The organism is Burkholderia paludis (genome assembly GCF_000732615.1).
GTDB lineage: Bacteria > Pseudomonadota > Gammaproteobacteria > Burkholderiales > Burkholderiaceae > Burkholderia > Burkholderia paludis.
This window is the reverse complement of the sequence record NZ_JPGL01000022.1, coordinates 59,920-76,619: the sequence shown is the minus strand read 5'-3', so window position 1 is coordinate 76,619 and position 16,700 is coordinate 59,920. Positions and strand designations below refer to the sequence as shown.

The following is a 16,700-nucleotide window of genomic DNA, read 5'->3' as shown; positions in this document are numbered from 1 at the left end:
CGTGTTCCGGCGCCGCAAACGAAAAAGCCGCGCTGGGCGCGGCTCTTTCAGGAGCGGGGGACGCTTAGACGGCCGGCTTGGTCGAACGACGTGCAGCAGCGGCGCTGGCAGCCTTCGTCGCGACGGCAGCCGCGGCGTTGAAGTTCGTCTCGGCGATCTCGACGGCTTGCTTCGTGGCCTTCTGAACCGTTTCGTACGTGGTGTTCGCAGCGTTCAGCGCCGACTTCAGGGCGGCAACAGCCGTTTCCGAACCGGCCGGGGCGTTCTTCGCGACGTTGTCGACGAGTGCCTGGACCTTCTTGTTCTGCTCTTCGAATTGCGCTTCGGCAACCTTCGCGAACTCGGCTTGCGTCGACGATGCGATTTCATACAGGTGACGGCCGTACGACAGCACCTTTTCCGCGACCGGCTGCGACAGGCTGGCTTGCAGCGCGATCAGTTCCTGTGCGTCCTTCACCGACAGCAGGCGCTGCGCGTTTTCCTGACCCTCTGCCAGCGTCGACTTCACGACTTGCAGGTTCAGTTCGATCAGCTTTTCGACGCCTTCGAACGCCTTGGTCGTCAGACCGAACAGGCTTTCGAGGTTGGCTTTCTGTGCAGCGGCGATTTGCTCGGGGGTCAGCAAAGACATGTCAAGCTCCTGAAAAGCGATCGTGTCGATCGCAGGGGAAAGGGCACTACGCTGGGGAACCTCGGATGCGCGCGCTTTGTGCAACGCAGCAATGAGGCTTATTTTAGGGCAGAGAAAACCGTTGTCAAGTATTTTTTGTGCGTTGCACAATCGCGACAAATTATCGATAAAACAACGAGTTATCGAGCCTGTCCGGAATCGGTTTCAGGCGCGTTACCAGCGCGCGTTCCCAGATGGTGCGCACAATCGCCGGGCAAGCGTGGCGCACCATGATCACGCACAGGTAAACCTGACAGGCCTGTGGAACGTTATCCTTCTGTTCCGGTCGAAAACGCGCCGTTGCGATGCGCGTGCCGTGGCGACGTGCCGCCACCGTCGAGACCGGCGCCCCTTGGCACTCCGAGCGCCGGATACGTAGTTTCCCCGCTTTAAATCGCCTCCGAAGTGACGTTATCTCAATTAAGCGCGTGGTAATCGGGAGACGGGCGCTGTCGGGCAGTGCGTCCCATGATTTTTTTCGATGGGAGCGGGCGGGTCGATCGACCGAAGTTGGCCGACCCTTACATTCCGGTTTAACGACAATCGGTAAGTGCCTAATATTGCTCTTTTTTTCAGCTTTAACTACACTTGCGGAAACCTCCCGCCCGCTTTGTCCAGACCCCAATGAAAGCCGAATCGTTTTCACCGCGCAGATTGTTGCAGAGCATGACGCTCGGCACGGCCGTGTCGGTCGCAGTCGCCTTGCTGGCGACCGCTGCGTCCGTCACGCCTGCTGACGCCTTTGCCGCCACTGCGAAGACCCATCAACAGGCCGCCAAGAAGAAGGCCGCCGCTCCTGCTTCGTCCGCGAAGAAGAAGTCGGCGAAGGCTGCCTCCGACAAATCCGCCAAGGTCGCTGCGGCCGATGCGCCGCGCGCGAAGGCCTCGCGCAAGCGCGTCACGCTCGCGGCGAACGGCGTGCATGCCGGCCACCACGTCGCGGTCCGCAAGGTCGCGTTCCAGCCGCGCCGGCAGAGCGTCGGCCAGGCGTTCGGCCTGCACGACACGCCCGACGCGCTCGCACTGCGCTCGAGCGTCGCGTACGTCGTCGACCAGAATTCCGGCGAGCCGCTGTTCGACAAGAACTCGCATGCCGTCGTGCCGATCGCGTCGATCTCGAAGCTGATGACCGCGATGGTCGTGCTCGACTCGAAGGCCCCGATGACCGACCAGATCGAAGTCACCGACGAAGACCGTGACTACGAGAAGGGCACGGGCTCGCGCCTGTCGGTTGGCTCGGTGCTGTCGCGCGAAGACATGCTGCACATCGCGCTGATGGCGTCGGAAAACCGCGCGGCCGCCGCGCTGTCGCGTTACTACCAGGGCGGTCGTCCGGCGTTCATCGCCGCGATGAACGCGAAGGCGAAGTCGCTCGGCATGGCCGATACGCATTTCGAGAATTCGACCGGCCTGTCCAGCTCGAACGTGTCGAGCGCGCGCGACCTCGTGAAGATGGTCAATGCCGCGTATCAGTACCCGATGATCCGCCAGTTCTCGACCGATCGCAGCTACGAGGTGAACACGGGCAAGCGCAACCTCGCGTACAACAGCACGAACGCGCTGATCCGCGGCAACGGCTCGTGGGATATCGGCCTGCAGAAGACGGGCTTCATCAACGAGGCAGGCGAATGCCTCGTGATGCAGGCCACGATCCACGGCCGGCCGATGGTGATGGTGCTGCTCGATTCGTTCGGCAAGTATTCGCGCTTCGCCGACGCGGCGCGCCTGCGCAACTGGCTCGACGCCGGCGGCGGCGAGCGCCTGACGGCGGCCAACGCCGCGAACGGCGGTACCTGATCGCGCCTGCGGCGGTTCGCCGCCGCGCCGATCGGCTGAAAAAAAGCCCCGCATTCGCGGGGCTTTTTATTTGTGCGGGAGAACCGGGGCAGGCGAGAGCGGGCTCATGCCTGCCGCTGCAGCCCGTCCGCATCCTTGTCGGGCGCCGGCCGGTAGCCAAGCGATTCGGAGATGGTGAGGGCCGTGCGGCTCAACTGGCCGAGCCACGCATCCTGGAGGCGATCGGCCGGCGCCGACAGCGACAGGCCGGCGACGAGCTTGCCCGAATCGTCGTAGATGCCGGCCGCGATGCAGCGTACGCCGAGCTCCAGTTCCTCGTTGTCGCGCGCGCACGATTGCTGGCGGACGATCGTCAGCTCGCGCTCGAGCTTCGCGATGTCGGTGATGCTGTTCTGCGTATGGCCGGACAGCCCCGTGCGCGTCGCATAGGCGCGTACGCGCGACGTTTCGTCGGCCGCGAGGAACAGCTTGCCGACCGACGTGAGGTGCAGCGGCGCACGGCCGCCGATCGCGCGGACGACCTGCATTCCCGAGCGCTCCGAATACGCGCGCTCGATATAGACGATCTCGTCGCCCTGACGTACCGACAGGTTCACGGTCTGTCCGGTGAGGCGATGCAGCTCGCGCATCGGCATCAATGCCGCGTCGCGCACCGACAGGCGCGCCTTCACGAGGTTGCCGAGCTCGAGCAGCCGCATGCCGAGGCGATACGTGCCGGGATCGGAGCGGTCGACGAGGCGGCAGGTCACCATGTCGTTCAGGATGCGGTGCGCGGTCGACGGGTGCAGCTCCGTCCGCTGCGCAAGCTCCTTCAGACTGACGGGATCGCTGTGCGCGGCGAGCGCGTCCAGCAGCCGCATCATGCGTTCGATCACCTGGATCGACGTTTTTGAATCCGGGGTGGGTTGGCTCATGTCGGGGGAGAAATCGGTTGACGCGTCAAGCGGTGTTGGAACGATTGTATCTCGTATCGTGAAAAAAGCGAACGCCGTTCGAGGAAATCCTCGTTTTGCGCAGTGCGGGCTTGCGTGCGGGCCGGCGTTGGTCTCGCCGGCCAAACGGCGGATAATGAGAGCCGTTTTCTCGAAGGAGCACGTATGCGAGTCGGTTTGTTCGTGACCTGCCTGGTCGATCTGATGCGTCCCGAAATCGGTTTCTCGGCGCTCAAGCTGATTCGCGACGCCGGCTACGAGGTGATCGTGCCGCCTGCGCAGACCTGCTGCGGCCAGCCGGCCTACAACTCGGGCGACCGCGCGCTCGCGCGCGATCTCGCGGAAAAGACGCTGCGCGAATTCGAGCAGTTCGATTACGTCGTCGCACCGTCGGGTTCGTGCGGCGGGATGATTCGCGCGCATTACGGCGACCTGTTCCGCGACGATCCCGAACTGATGGGGCGCTACACGCGGTTCCAGCAGAAAGTCCATGAGCTGACCGACTTCCTCGCGAACGTCGCGAAGGTGTCGCTCGCGCCGGGAGAGTTCACGGGGCCCGTCACCTATCACGATTCGTGCTCGGGCCTGCGCGAGCTCGGCGTGAAGGCGCAGCCGCGCGCGCTGCTCGCGCAGCGCGGCGTCGCGGTCACCGAGATGAAGGATTGCGAGCACTGCTGCGGCTTTGGCGGTACGTTCGCGGTCAAGTACGGCGACATTTCGGCGGCCATCGCGGACGAAAAATGCGCGAACGTGCGCGCATCGGGCGCCGGCGCCGTCGTGCTCGGCGATCTCGGCTGCATGCTGAACATCGAAGGGCGGTTGCGCCGCACCGGCGACCGCGACACGCGCGTGCTGCACGTCGCGCAGGTGCTGGCGGGCGACGTCTGACGCCCGGTTCCGCTCACTTTTCCCCCGATACCGCGATGCAAGTCCAATCGATGCATTTCAAGGCGCGCGCCGGCCAGAAGCTGGCCGACCAGCGCCTGCAGCAGAACCTGAAGAAGCTGTCGACGAAGTTCGTGTCCGCGCGCGCCGACGCGATGACCGAAATCGACTTCCCGGCGACCCGCGCCGCGCTCAAGGCGCGTCGCAACCGTGCGCTGGAGAACCTCGACGTCTGGCTCGAAGCGTTCGAGCGCGAGGCGACGCGGCGCGGCACGACGGTGTTGTTCGCCGAAACGACCGCGGATGCCGCGCGGCTCGTGGCGGACATCGCGCGCCGCCACGACGTGAAGAAGGTCATCAAGACCAAGTCGATGGTGTCCGAGGAAATGCGCCTGAACGCGGTGCTCGCGGAGATGGGCGTGCAGTCGATCGAGACGGACCTCGGCGAGTACATCCTGCAGATCAACGACAACGAGCCGCCGAGCCACATCATCGCGCCCGTCGTGCACAAGGACAAGGACGAGATCGCCGACCTGTTCGCACGCACGCACCACCGCGAGCGGCTGACCGAGATTCCCGACATGACGCGCGAGGCCCGCGAGGTGCTGCGCCCGCACTTCATGTCGGCCGACATGGGCGTGACGGGCGGCAATTTCGTGATCGCCGAGACGGGTTCGGTCGCCATCGTCACGAACGAAGGCAACGAGGGCATGTGCACCGTGATGCCGCGCGTGCATGTCGCCGTGACGGGCATCGAGAAGGTGCTGCCGACGCTCGAGGATCTCGCGACCGCGATGCGCCTGCTGCCGCGTTCCGCGACGGGGCAGAAGACGTCGAACTATTTCTCGCTGCTGACCGGGCCGCGCGGGCCCGGCGATGAGGACGGCCCGGAGCACAACTACGTCGTGCTCGTCGACGGCGGCCGTACGGGACTGATCGGCGGAGCGTTCCAGGAGATGCTGCGCTGCATCCGCTGCGGCGCGTGCATGAATCATTGCCCGGTCTATCAGAAGGTAGGCGGCCACGCGTACGGCTGGGTCTATCCGGGGCCGATGGGATCGGTGCTGACGCCGAGCTACGTCGGGCTCGAGCGCACGCTCGACCTGCCGCAGGCCGCGACGCTGTGCGGCGAATGCGACAGCGTATGCCCGGCCGGGATTCCGCTGTCGCAACTGCTGCGCACGCTGCGCGAGAAGCAGGTCGAGCGGCACTTGCGGCCCTGGCGCGAGCGGGCGGCGCTCGCCGCGTGGGGTTTCTTCGCACGGCGGCCGATGCTGTACGCGCTGACGACCAAGCTCGCGGTGCGCGTTCTGGAGCGGCTGGGCGGCGACGGCGGCACGCTGCGGCGCCTGCCGATGATGGGCGGCTGGATGGATACGCGCGACATGCCGACGCCGACCGGGCGCACGTTCCGGGAGCTGTACGCGGCGTCCCAGAGCCACCTCGGCTGACGACTGTTCACCAGGCGACAACAGTGCGTTCGCTATTCGCATATTTATCTCGATAGGTGCGGGCTATAGAATCCTCCCTGTAGTCCCCGGAACTGCATTTCGGGGTACCCAGTCAAGGAGGTCCGCATCATGAAAAAGACAATATCGATGTACTGGCCGCTGGCAATCGTCGTTCCGCTGGCCGCGGCAGCCTATCTCCACGCGATGGCCGACGCGCCGTCGCGCGGTCCGCTCGCGATGCACCAGGCGTCCGCCGAACTGGCGCGCGCGGTGTCGTTCGGGCTGGTCGACGACGCGGCCAAGCCGCTGCCGGCCGCCTCCGGCGACGTCGTGCTCGCCGCGCCGAAGGCGCTGTGAGGCAGGGCGCCGTCGCTTTGCGCGGCGGCGGGATTTCGTCCGCCTTTGTATAATGGCGTGTTCTTCTCCCACGCGGTCCGCCGCGGCTTCCCGATAGTGCGATGACCCGCGTTGCGATCTGTTTCGTCTGTCTCGGCAACATCTGCCGTTCGCCTACCGCGGAAGGCGTGATGCGTCACCAGGTCGACGCGGTCGCGCTGGCGGATTCGATCGCGGTCGATTCGGCCGGCACCGGCGACTGGCATGTCGGCGAGCCGCCCGATGCGCGTGCGCAGGCGGCGGCCCGCAGCCGCGGCTACGACCTGTCGGCGCTGCGCGCGCGACAGGTGAGCGCGGCGGATTTCGAGCGCTTCGACCTGCTCCTTGCGATGGACGAAGCGAACCTCGCGGAGCTGCACCGCCGTTGCCCGCCGCAGCATCGCGACAAGGTGCGTCTGCTGATGGCGTTCGCGCCGGATTCGACCGAAACCGAAGTGGCCGATCCCTATTTCGGCGGTGCGCAGGGTTTCGAGCAGGTGCTCGACCAGGTCGAACGCGCGTGCGCGGGCCTGCTGGAGACGCTCCGGGCCCGTACGGCGCGCTGAGCGCACGGTATTCAGCGGTCTGCGAATACCCTTTCAAAGACATGGATACTTGACTAAAAACGTCAAATATTTATACTTGACCAAAATCGTCAAGATTGCAGTCCCCTAGACCACCATGAGACTCACCACCAAAGGCCGTTTCGCCGTCACGGCGATGATTGACTTGGCACTGCGCCAGGAGCAGGGCCCGGTGACGCTTGCAGGCATCAGCCAGCGCCAGCGGATTTCGCTCTCGTATCTCGAACAGCTGTTCGGCAAGCTGCGCAGGCATGAAATCGTCGAATCCGTGCGCGGTCCGGGCGGCGGCTACAACCTCGCGCGCCGCGCGCAGGATGTCACCGTTGCCGACATCATCATCGCGGTTGATGAACCGCTCGACGCCACGCAGTGCGGCGGCAAGGGCACGTGCGACGGCTCGAAGCAGCCCGACGGCCATTGCATGACGCACGAGCTGTGGTCGACGCTGAACCAGAAGATGGTCGAGTACCTCGATTCGGTGTCGCTGCAGGATCTCGTCGATCAGCAGCGCGCACGCGAGGGCGCGCCTGCGGTGTTGCGCGACCGGCGTACGCCGGAGCCCGTCGCCGCACAGGCCGAGCCCGTGCGTACGATGCCGCTCGGCCCCAATTCGGTGTTCAACATCGCGAGCTCGTGAGCGCATAGGCGCCCGCCATACCCCATAACGCACATAGTCCCTGCACAGAATACCCGGAGCGACAGATGACCCAAGAGACTCTCCACCTGCCCATCTATATGGATTACAGCGCGACGACGCCGGTCGATCCGCGCGTGGTCGACAAGATGGTGCCGTACCTGCGCGAGCAGTTCGGCAACCCGGCGTCGCGCAGCCACGCATATGGCTGGGACGCGGAGCGCGCAGTCGAGGAAGCGCGCGAGCAGGTCGCCGCACTCGTGAACGCCGATCCGCGCGAGATCATCTGGACGTCGGGCGCGACGGAGTCCGACAACCTCGCGATCAAGGGCGCCGCGAACTTCTACAAGGGCAAGGGCAAGCACATCGTCACGGTGAAGACCGAGCACAAGGCCGTGCTCGACACGTGCCGCGAGCTCGAGCGCGACGGCTTCGAGGTGACCTACCTCGACGTGAAGGACGACGGCCTGATCGACCTCGACGTGTTCAAGGCCGCGCTGCGCCCGGACACGATCCTCGTGTCGGTGATGCACGTGAACAACGAGATCGGCGTGATCCAGGACATCGCGACGATCGGCGAGATCTGCCGCGAGAAGGGCATCGTGTTCCACGTCGACGCCGCACAGTCGACCGGCAAGGTCGAGATCGACCTCGCGAAGCTGAAGGTCGACCTGATGTCGTTCTCGGCGCACAAGACCTACGGTCCGAAGGGCATCGGCGCGCTGTACGTGCGCCGCAAGCCGCGCGTGCGCATCGAGGCGCAAATGCACGGCGGCGGCCATGAGCGCGGGATGCGTTCGGGCACGCTGCCGACGCACCAGATCGTGGGCATGGGCGAAGCGTTCCGCATCGCACGCGAGGACATGGCGACCGAGAACGAGCGCGTCCGCATGCTGCGCGACAAGCTGCTGCGCGGCCTGTCGCAGATCGAGGAAACCTACGTGAACGGCGACATGGAGCACCGCGTCCCGCACAACCTCAACATCAGTTTCAACTTCGTCGAAGGCGAGTCGCTGATCATGGCGATCAAGGACGTCGCGGTGTCGTCGGGCTCCGCGTGCACGTCGGCGTCGCTGGAGCCGTCGTACGTGCTGCGTGCGCTCGGCCGCAACGACGAGCTGGCGCACAGCTCGATCCGCTTCACGGTCGGCCGCTTTACGACGGAGCAGGAAGTCGACTTCGTGATCAACCTGCTGAACAGCAAGATCGCGAAGCTGCGCGAACTGTCGCCGCTCTGGGAAATGCACCAGGAAGGCGTCGATCTGTCGACGATCGAATGGGCCGCACACTGAGCGCCGGATTGAACATACCCGCGGGCGGATTCGCGCACGCAGACGTAACGAGTCAAGGAGTCTGAGTCATGTCTTACAGCAACAAGGTTCTGGATCACTACGAAAACCCGCGCAACGTCGGTTCGTTCGCGAAAGACGACGACGCGGTCGGCACGGGCATGGTCGGCGCGCCGGCCTGCGGCGACGTGATGAAGCTGCAGATCCGCGTCGGCGCGGACGGCGTGATCGAAGACGCGAAGTTCAAGACCTACGGTTGCGGTTCGGCGATCGCATCGAGCTCGCTCGTCACCGAATGGGTGAAGGGCAAGACGCTCGACGAAGCACTGTCGATCAAGAACACGCAGATCGCCGAGGAACTCGCGCTGCCGCCGGTGAAGATTCACTGCTCGATCCTCGCGGAAGACGCGATCAAGGCAGCCGTGGCCGACTACAAGAAGCGCCACGACACCACGGAAGGCGATCAGGCAGCAGCCTGAGCGGGATCGCGCGGCTTCTCGGGAAAACGCAGGGCCGCCCCAGGTTTTCTTGACCCCCTCGGGGGACTGGCGCGTAGCGACAGGTCTGGGGCGCCTGGAAGGAACGCGGCGAGCCCCGGTGGCGCGCCGCGGCAAGGACATCATGGCAATTACACTGACCGAAAAAGCAGCACAGCACGTCCAGAAATACCTCGTCCGTCGCGGCAAGGGGGTGGGCCTGCGGCTCGGCGTTCGCACGACCGGTTGCTCGGGGCTCGCGTACAAGCTCGAGTATGTCGACGAGCTGGCTCCCGAGGATCAGGTGTTCGAGAGCCATGGCGTGAAGGTCGTCGTCGATCCGAAGAGCCTCGCGTACATCGACGGCACCGAACTCGATTTCGCGCGCGAAGGCCTGAACGAAGGGTTCAAGTTCAACAACCCGAACGTGAAGGACGAGTGCGGCTGCGGCGAATCGTTCCGCGTGTGACGACGCGGATTTCCGCGCGACGCGGGCAAGAGGCGGCACAGGCCGCCTTTTTAATGTGCGGCGTTTGCCGCGCGACGAACCGGAATTGAACGCGACGATGGTCTCGCTGAAAGACAGCCATTTCGACCTGTTTAACCTGCCGGCGCAATTCGCGCTCGACGAGGCGGCACTCGATGCCGCCTACCGGACGGTGCAGACGCAGGTGCATCCGGACCGCTTCGCGGCGGCCGGCGACGCGCAGAAGCGCATCGCGATGCAGTGGGCAACCCGCGCGAACGAGGCGTACCGTACGCTGCGCGATCCGCTGAAGCGCGCGTCCTATCTGCTGTCGCTGCGCGGCGTCGACATCGGCGCGGAAAACAATACCGCGATGGAGCCCGCGTTCCTGATGCAGCAGATGGAATGGCGCGAAGGCATCGAGGATGCCGCGGCCGCCCGTAACGTCGACGCGCTCGACGCGCTGCTCGGCGAGTTGCGCGACGAGCGGCGCGTGCGCGTCGAGCGCCTCGGCACGCTGCTCGACAGCGGCGCCGACCAGGCAGCCGCCGAGGCCGTGCGTCAGCTGATGTTCATCGAACGGGTCGCGTCGGAAGTGGGCGCGCAGATCGAGCGCCTCGAAACTTAACCGCGCGCCTTGCGGTGCGCGTAGCAAACGGGCCGAGCGCCCGAACGAACCAAGATGGCTTTACTGCAAATTTCCGAACCGGGGATGGCGCCGGCGCCGCATCAGCGGCGACTCGCCGTCGGGATCGACCTCGGCACGACGAACTCGCTCGTCGCGGCCGTACGCAACAGCGTGCCTGAAGTGCTGCCGGACGAAGCGGGCCGCGCGCTGCTGCCGTCGGTCGTCCGCTATCTCGAGAAGGGCGGCCGCCGTATCGGCCACGAGGCAAAGGAGCAGGCCGCGACCGACCCGCGCAACACGATCGTGTCGGTCAAGCGTTTCATGGGCCGCGGCAAGGCGGAAGTCGAAGGCGCGGCGAACGCACCGTACGACTTCGTCGATGCGCCGGGCATGGTGCAGATCCGCACCGTCGACGGCGTGAAGAGCCCGGTCGAGGTATCGGCCGAGATTCTCGCGACGCTGCGCTATCGTGCGGAGGATTCGCTCGGCGACGATCTTGTCGGCGCGGTGATCACGGTGCCCGCGTATTTCGACGATGCGCAACGGCAGGCGACCAAGGATGCCGCGCGCCTCGCGGGGCTCAACGTGCTGCGCCTGCTGAACGAGCCGACTGCCGCGGCGATTGCGTACGGTCTCGACAATGCGGCCGAAGGCCTCTACGCGGTGTACGACCTCGGCGGCGGCACGTTCGACCTGTCGATCCTGAAGCTGACGAAGGGCGTGTTCGAAGTGCTGGCTGCGGGCGGCGATTCCGCGCTCGGCGGCGACGATTTCGACCACGCGCTGTTCGGTCACGTGCTCGCGCAAGCCGGCATCGATGCGAAGACGCTCGCGCCCGAGGACGTGCGCCTGTTGCTCGATCGCGTGCGCGTGCTGAAGGAAACGCTGTCGTCGGCGCCGCAGGCGTCGCTCGACGTGACGCTGTCGGGCGGCGCGCATCTCGTGCAGACGATCGCGCACGATGCGTTTGCGTCGCTGGTGGAGCCGCTCGTGCAGCGCACGCTCACGCCCACCCGCAAGGCGCTGCGCGACGCGCAGGTCACGCCGGCGGACATCAAGGGTGTCGTGCTGGTCGGCGGCGCGACGCGCATGCCGGTGATCCGCGACGCGGTCGCGAAGTATTTCGGCCAGCCGCCGCTCGTGAACCTCGATCCGGACCAGGTCGTCGCGCTCGGCGCGGCGATCCAGGCCGACCTGCTCGCAGGCAATCGCGGCACCGGCGACGACTGGCTGCTGCTCGACGTGATTCCGCTGTCGCTCGGTGTCGAGACGATGGGGGGCCTCGTCGAGAAGATCATTCCGCGCAACTCGACGATTCCGATCGCGCGGGCGCAGGAATTCACGACCTTCAAGGATGGCCAGACCGCGATGGCGATCCATGTCGTGCAGGGTGAGCGCGAACTCGTCGCCGATTGCCGGTCGCTCGCGCGCTTCGAGCTGCGCGGCATCCCGCCGATGACGGCCGGTGCCGCGCGCATTCGCGTGACCTATCAGGTGGACGCGGACGGCCTGCTGTCGGTGTTCGCCCGCGAGCAGCTGTCGGGCGTCGAGGCGTCGGTCGTCGTGAAGCCGTCGTACGGTCTCGCCGACGACGACATCGCGAAGATGCTCGAGGACAGCTTCAAGACCGCCGAGATCGACATGCGCGCGCGTGCGCTGCGCGAAGCGCAGGTCGAGGCCGAGCGGATGATCGAGGCGACGCAGGCCGCGCTGACGGCCGACGGCGAATTGCTCGATGCGAACGAGCGCACCGAGGTCGACGCGCTGGTCGCGGCGCTGCGCGCGGTCGCGCAGGGCGACGATACGAACGCGATCGAAGCGGCGACCAAGGCGCTGGCCGACGGCACCGACGAATTCGCCGCGCGCCGGATGGACAAGAGCATCAAGCGCGCGCTGTCGGGCCGCCGGCTCGACGAGATCTGAACTCACGAACTGCGCATCGGCCGGTGACGGCCCGCGCGACATTGAACCGTGCGGCGCGTCGCGCCGCACCCTGACTGACGGAACGGACATGCCTCAACTGGTGGTGCTGCCTCACGTCGAACTGTGCCCGGATGGCGCAGTGATCGACGCGACGCCCGGCAAGAGTATCTGCGACAACCTGCTCGAACACGGGATCGAGATCGAGCATGCATGCGAGAAGTCGTGCGCGTGCACGACGTGCCACGTGGTGATCCGCGAGGGCTTCAACGACCTGACGCCGTCCGAGGAGGACGAGGACGATCTGCTGGACAAGGCGTGGGGCCTCGAGCCGACGTCGCGCCTGTCGTGCCAGGCGATCGTGAAGGAAGATTCGGACCTGGTGGTCGAGATTCCGAAGTACTCGATCAACCACGCGAAGGAAAACCACTGACAGGAACCGGAGGCAGGCGATGAAATGGACCGATTCGCGTGAAATAGCCATTGCGCTGGCGGACAAGTACCCGGACATCGACCCGCAGCGGATCAACTTCGTCGACCTGCGCCAGTGGGTGCTCGAACTCGACGGCTTCAACGACGATCCGAAGCACTCCGGCGAGAAGATCCTCGAAGCGATCCAGGCGCACTGGATCGACGAATCGGATTTCGACGACGAGGACTGATTGCGCGGTGCGCCGCGACGGCGCATGCCGCCGGCAATGGAAAAACGGCTCGTGAGCGATCGCTCGCGAGCCGTTTTCATTTTCAGGCGGCCTGCCCGCGCGCGGTATGCGGGCAGGGGCCGTAACGCGATCGGGCGATCACGCGCCGATCAGCGTCCCGTTCTCGATCCGCACGCGCTGACCCTGGCCGAACGGCGGCTGCTGGTTGCGGTACGTGAACGTGCGCGTCGCGCCGCTCTCCATCTGCACTTGCACCTGGTAGTCGGTTTCCGCGCGCACCTGCTTTTCGACCTGGTTGCCCGCGAGGCCGCCACCCAGTGCGCCGATGATCGTCATCGCGGTGCGACCGTTGCCGTGGCCGAACTGGTTGCCGAGCAGGCCGCCCGCCGCGGCGCCGCCGACCGCACCGATGCCCGAACTCTGGCCCGGCGTGCGGATCGGCGTGATCGCGACGACCGTGCCGCAGCTCAGGCAGTAGGCGGGCGCGGGTGCGGAGGGCTGCTGCGCATACTGCGGCGGCTGCGGCGCCTGCGTATGACGGCGATGCGGCGTGGCCGGGCGCGGCGCGGGCTTCGGTTCGGCCTGTGCGACGGCCTTCTGTTGCGCGGCGGCCTGTTCCGCCGCCTGCTGCTGCGCTTGCGCGGCGAGTGCGGTGCTGGCGGCCGCGGCCGTATCGACGGCCGGCTGCGAGGCGATCAGCGCGGCCTGGGTCTGGCCGTTCTGTTCGTTGCTGCCGTTGGCTTTCGGGAAGATGCCCGTGACGGCCGCCGTCGCCGCGAGGCTGGCAACGATGACGGCGCCGGCTGCCGTGGCGATGAGCGGGTGGAGGCGTTGCTTTTGCGGTGTGGTCTGATTCGGGTTATCCATTTTTTTCTCCGGTGTCGATCCGGATCGGCGCTGCAGCGCCGGGCCGGGTCCCACGCGTCGGGATCGGGAAGGCGCGGTGCTTCGGCGCTTCGTTCCGATCCCTCGGTGCTGCGTGGTGACGCAAACGGAGTGTCGTCCACCGGCGAGCGGCGTACCGTATCAAGGTGTAACGAATTGCAGCGCGGGCGTGGCCATCGTTACGGGGAAACCCCGGGAAAGGCCGTCGCGACGAGGAAGTAAAACGGGGGAGGATCTGCAGCCGGCGGACGCCGGCGGGCGGGATTTACGCGTCGTTACAAAGCTGATGCGTGTACGCCGCGGGACGCGGCGCACACGCGGGCGCGGCGATCAGTCTTCGCGGCGCAGATGGGGGAACAGCAGCACGTCGCGGATCGTCGGGCTGTCGGTCAGCAGCATCACCAGGCGGTCGATGCCGATCCCGCAGCCGCCGGTCGGAGGCATCCCGTATTCGAGCGCGCGGATGTAGTCGGCGTCGAAGAACATCGCTTCCTCGTCGCCCGCATCCTTTTGCTCGACCTGCTTCTTGAAGCGTGCGGCCTGGTCTTCCGGATCGTTCAGTTCCGAGAAACCGTTCGCGATCTCGCGGCCGGTCATGAACAGCTCGAAGCGCTCGGTGATGCCCGGCACCGTATCCGATGCGCGTGCGAGCGGCGACACTTCGACCGGGTAGTCGATGATGAAGGTCGGTTCCCACAGTTGCGCTTCGGCGGTTTCCTCGAACAGCGCGAGCTGCAGCGCACCGGTGCCGGCGTTCAGGAACGCGGGCTGCGAGACGTCGACGCCGAAGCGCTTCAGTTCGGTGCGCAGGAACGCGTCGTCCGACAACTGGCCGTCGGTGTAGTCCGGCGCGTACTTCCGGATCGCCTGCGTGATTGTCAGGCGGTGGAACGGCTTCGCGAGATCGAGCTCGCGGCCCTGGTACTGGATCGTCGCGGTGCCGAGCGCATCGATCGCCGCCTGGCGGATCAGTTGCTCGGTGAAGTCCATCAGCCAGCGGTAGTCGGTGTACGCGGCGTAGAACTCCATCATCGTGAATTCCGGGTTGTGACGCGGCGACACGCCTTCATTCCGGAAATTGCGGTTGATCTCGAACACGCGTTCGAAGCCGCCGACGATCAGGCGCTTCAGGTACAGCTCCGGCGCGATCCGCAGGAACATCTGCATGTCGAGCGCGTTGTGGTGCGTGACGAACGGCTTCGCGGCCGCGCCGCCCGGGATCGGGTGCAGCATCGGCGTCTCGACTTCCATGAAGTCGGCGTTGTCCATGAACTTGCGGATCGACGCGATCGTCCTGGTGCGGGCGCGGAACGTGTCGCGCGTTTCCGGCGTGACGATCAGGTCGACGTAGCGCTGGCGATAGCGCATTTCCTGGTCGGAGAGGCCGTGGAACTTGTCCGGCAGCGGGCGCAGCGCCTTCGACAGCAGGCGCAATTCCTTGCACTGCACCGACAGCTCGCCCTTGTTGGTGCGGAACAGCACGCCGCGCGCGGCGACGATGTCGCCGAGGTCCCACTTCTTGAATGCGTCGTAGGTTTCCGCGCCGACGTCGTTCGGCGTCACGAAGAACTGGATCTGGCCCGAACCGTCCTGCACCGTCGCGAAGCTTGCCTTGCCCATCACGCGCTTGAGCATCATGCGGCCGGCGACCGACACCTCGACCGGGTTCGCTTCGAGCGCGGCCTTGTCGGAGTCGGCGAAGGTCGTTTGCAGATCGGCCGCGTGATGCGTCGGACGGAAGTCGTTCGGGTAGGCGACGCCTTGCTCGCGCAGCGCGCGCAGCTTGTCGCGGCGCTCGGCGATGATCTGGTTTTCGTCCGCGGCGACGGCGGGCTGCGTTTGGGTCGGTTCGGTCATGATGGTCGGAATTCGGAGTGGGTGCGGCAACGCAAACGGGAAGGGCGGCGCGGCGGGGCCGCGCCGCGGCGCTTACACGCCCTGTTTGAGGCTCGCGCTGATGAAGTCGTCGAGATCGCCGTCGAGGACAGCCCTCGTGTTGCTCATTTCGACGTTCGTGCGCAGGTCCTTCACGCGGCTCTGGTCGAGCACGTACGAACGGATCTGGTGGCCCCAGCCCACATCGGTCTTGCTCGATTCGAGCTTGTCCTGTTCGGCCTGGCGCTTGCGCATCTCGACTTCGTACAGGCGCGACTTCAGCATCGCCATCGCTTCGGCGCGATTGCGGTGCTGCGAGCGGTCGTTCTGGCACTGCACGACGATGCCGGTCGGCATGTGCGTGATCCGCACCGCGGAATCGGTCTTGTTGATGTGCTGGCCGCCCGCGCCGGATGCGCGGTAGGTGTCGATGCGCAGGTCCGCCGGGTTGATCTCGACTTCGATCGAGTCGTCGATTTCCGGATAGACGAACACCGACGAGAACGACGTGTGGCGGCCGCCCGACGAGTCGAACGGCGACTTGCGCACGAGGCGGTGGATGCCCGTCTCGGTGCGCAGGAAGCCGTATGCATATTCGCCCGTGACCTTGACCGTCGCGTTCTTGATGCCGGCGACGTCGCCGTCGGACTCTTCGAGCACCTCGGCCTTGAAGCCCTTGCGTTCGCAATAGCGCAGGTACTGGCGCAGCAGCATCGACGCCCAGTCGCACGCCTCGGTACCGCCGGCGCCGGCCTGGATGTCGATGAAGCAGTTGTTCGGGTCGGCCGGGTTCGAGAACATCCGGCGGAACTCGATGTCGCCGACGCGTGCCTCGAGCTTCGCGGCGTCTTCTTCCGATGCGAGGAGGGTGTCCTCGTCGCCTTCCTCGCGTGCGAGCTCGAACAGGTCGAGCGCGTCGCGCAGGTCGCCATCAAGCGCCGTCAACGTCGTGACGACGCCTTCGAGCAGCTTCTTCTCGCGACCGAGCGCCTGGGCGTTCTTCGAATCGTTCCAGACGTTCGGGTCTTCGAGTTCCTTGTTGACTTCGGTCAGACGCGCAGCTTTGGCGTCGTAGTCAAAGATACCCCCGAAGCTCGCCCGCGCGGTTGCGCAGGTCGAGCAGGGAGCTTTCGATCGCGTTGAGACGTTCCGCTTCCATGATCGTTCGCTA

Annotated in this window: 18 protein-coding genes; 13 read left to right on the top strand and 5 right to left on the bottom strand. The window is 65.8% G+C overall.

From position 1 onward, the window contains the following. Positions 1-64 precede the first annotated feature (64 nt). Positions 65-631, bottom strand: coding sequence for a phasin family protein (locus GQ56_RS0115285; RefSeq protein ID WP_031399477.1), 567 nt, complete (start codon positions 629-631; stop codon positions 65-67). Positions 632-1,294: 663 nt separating this feature from the next. On the opposite strand from GQ56_RS0115285, the gene pbpG reads away from it, so the two are divergent. Further along, on the top strand, positions 1,295-2,467 hold the full coding sequence (gene pbpG, locus GQ56_RS0115280) for a D-alanyl-D-alanine endopeptidase (protein ID WP_031399476.1): 1,173 nt from the start codon (positions 1,295-1,297) through the stop codon (positions 2,465-2,467). Positions 2,468-2,571: 104 nt separating this feature from the next. Here pbpG and GQ56_RS0115275 read toward each other — a convergent pair whose 3' ends face one another. Beyond that, a complete protein-coding gene (locus GQ56_RS0115275; protein WP_031399475.1) occupies positions 2,572-3,381 on the bottom strand; it encodes an IclR family transcriptional regulator in 810 nt (269 codons plus the stop codon). Between the two features lie 183 nt (positions 3,382-3,564). On the opposite strand from GQ56_RS0115275, the gene GQ56_RS0115270 reads away from it, so the two are divergent. The 12 genes from GQ56_RS0115270 to iscX all read left to right on the top strand — a co-directional run bounded on the left by GQ56_RS0115270 (position 3,565) and on the right by iscX (position 12,769). Further along, entirely contained in the window at positions 3,565-4,287 is a 723-nt protein-coding gene (locus GQ56_RS0115270) for a (Fe-S)-binding protein (RefSeq protein ID WP_031399474.1), read from the top strand. Between the two features lie 35 nt (positions 4,288-4,322). Next, positions 4,323-5,735, top strand: a complete 1,413-nt coding sequence (locus tag GQ56_RS0115265) for a lactate utilization protein B (RefSeq protein WP_031399473.1) — start codon at positions 4,323-4,325, stop codon at positions 5,733-5,735. A gap of 129 nt (positions 5,736-5,864) precedes the next feature. Continuing rightward, positions 5,865-6,092 (top strand): hypothetical protein, encoded by a 228-nt coding sequence (locus GQ56_RS0115260; RefSeq protein WP_031399472.1) that lies wholly within the window; start codon positions 5,865-5,867, stop codon positions 6,090-6,092. A 101-nt stretch (positions 6,093-6,193) separates the two neighbouring features. Beyond that, the gene (locus GQ56_RS0115255; RefSeq protein WP_031399471.1) at positions 6,194-6,676 is read left to right on the top strand and encodes a low molecular weight protein-tyrosine-phosphatase; all 483 of its coding nucleotides are present in this window, start codon (positions 6,194-6,196) and stop codon (positions 6,674-6,676) included. Positions 6,677-6,791: 115 nt separating this feature from the next. Further along, the gene (gene iscR, locus GQ56_RS0115250) at positions 6,792-7,331 is read left to right on the top strand and encodes a Fe-S cluster assembly transcriptional regulator IscR (RefSeq protein WP_031399470.1); all 540 of its coding nucleotides are present in this window, start codon (positions 6,792-6,794) and stop codon (positions 7,329-7,331) included. A gap of 65 nt (positions 7,332-7,396) precedes the next feature. Then, positions 7,397-8,620, top strand: a complete 1,224-nt coding sequence (locus tag GQ56_RS0115245) for an IscS subfamily cysteine desulfurase (protein WP_031399469.1) — start codon at positions 7,397-7,399, stop codon at positions 8,618-8,620. 68 nt (positions 8,621-8,688) lie between these two features. Then, on the top strand, positions 8,689-9,096 hold the full coding sequence (gene iscU / locus GQ56_RS0115240) for a Fe-S cluster assembly scaffold IscU (protein WP_006754131.1): 408 nt from the start codon (positions 8,689-8,691) through the stop codon (positions 9,094-9,096). Positions 9,097-9,238: 142 nt separating this feature from the next. Further along, positions 9,239-9,562, top strand: a complete 324-nt coding sequence (iscA, locus tag GQ56_RS0115235; protein ID WP_011885413.1) for an iron-sulfur cluster assembly protein IscA — start codon at positions 9,239-9,241, stop codon at positions 9,560-9,562. Between the two features lie 97 nt (positions 9,563-9,659). Continuing rightward, positions 9,660-10,187 carry a Fe-S protein assembly co-chaperone HscB gene (gene hscB / locus GQ56_RS0115230; protein WP_031399468.1) on the top strand — a complete coding sequence of 176 codons (528 nt, stop codon included), beginning with the start codon at positions 9,660-9,662 and terminating at the stop codon, positions 10,185-10,187. A gap of 54 nt (positions 10,188-10,241) precedes the next feature. Next, positions 10,242-12,110, top strand: coding sequence for a Fe-S protein assembly chaperone HscA (hscA, locus tag GQ56_RS0115225; RefSeq protein WP_031399467.1), 1,869 nt, complete (start codon positions 10,242-10,244; stop codon positions 12,108-12,110). A gap of 88 nt (positions 12,111-12,198) precedes the next feature. After that, positions 12,199-12,540 (top strand): ISC system 2Fe-2S type ferredoxin, encoded by a 342-nt coding sequence (gene fdx, locus GQ56_RS0115220; RefSeq protein ID WP_011352558.1) that lies wholly within the window; start codon positions 12,199-12,201, stop codon positions 12,538-12,540. Positions 12,541-12,559: 19 nt separating this feature from the next. Next, positions 12,560-12,769: a Fe-S cluster assembly protein IscX gene (iscX, locus tag GQ56_RS0115215; protein WP_031399466.1), complete on the top strand. Its 210-nt coding sequence runs from the start codon at positions 12,560-12,562 to the stop codon at positions 12,767-12,769. A gap of 138 nt (positions 12,770-12,907) precedes the next feature. On the opposite strand, the gene GQ56_RS0115210 is transcribed toward iscX, so the two are convergent. The 3 genes from GQ56_RS0115210 to prfB form a co-directional block, all read right to left on the bottom strand. Beyond that, positions 12,908-13,636, bottom strand: coding sequence for a glycine zipper 2TM domain-containing protein (locus GQ56_RS0115210; RefSeq protein WP_031399465.1), 729 nt, complete (start codon positions 13,634-13,636; stop codon positions 12,908-12,910). 348 nt (positions 13,637-13,984) lie between these two features. Next, positions 13,985-15,427, bottom strand: coding sequence for a lysine--tRNA ligase (gene lysS, locus GQ56_RS0115205; RefSeq protein ID WP_407638591.1), 1,443 nt, complete (start codon positions 15,425-15,427; stop codon positions 13,985-13,987). Between the two features lie 156 nt (positions 15,428-15,583). Next, a protein-coding gene (gene prfB, locus GQ56_RS41295) for a peptide chain release factor 2 (protein ID WP_124455448.1) occupies positions 15,584-16,688 on the bottom strand; the annotation gives its coding sequence in 2 pieces (ribosomal slippage) (positions 15,584-16,606 and positions 16,608-16,688; 1,104 coding nt in all). Positions 16,689-16,700 lie beyond the last annotated feature (12 nt).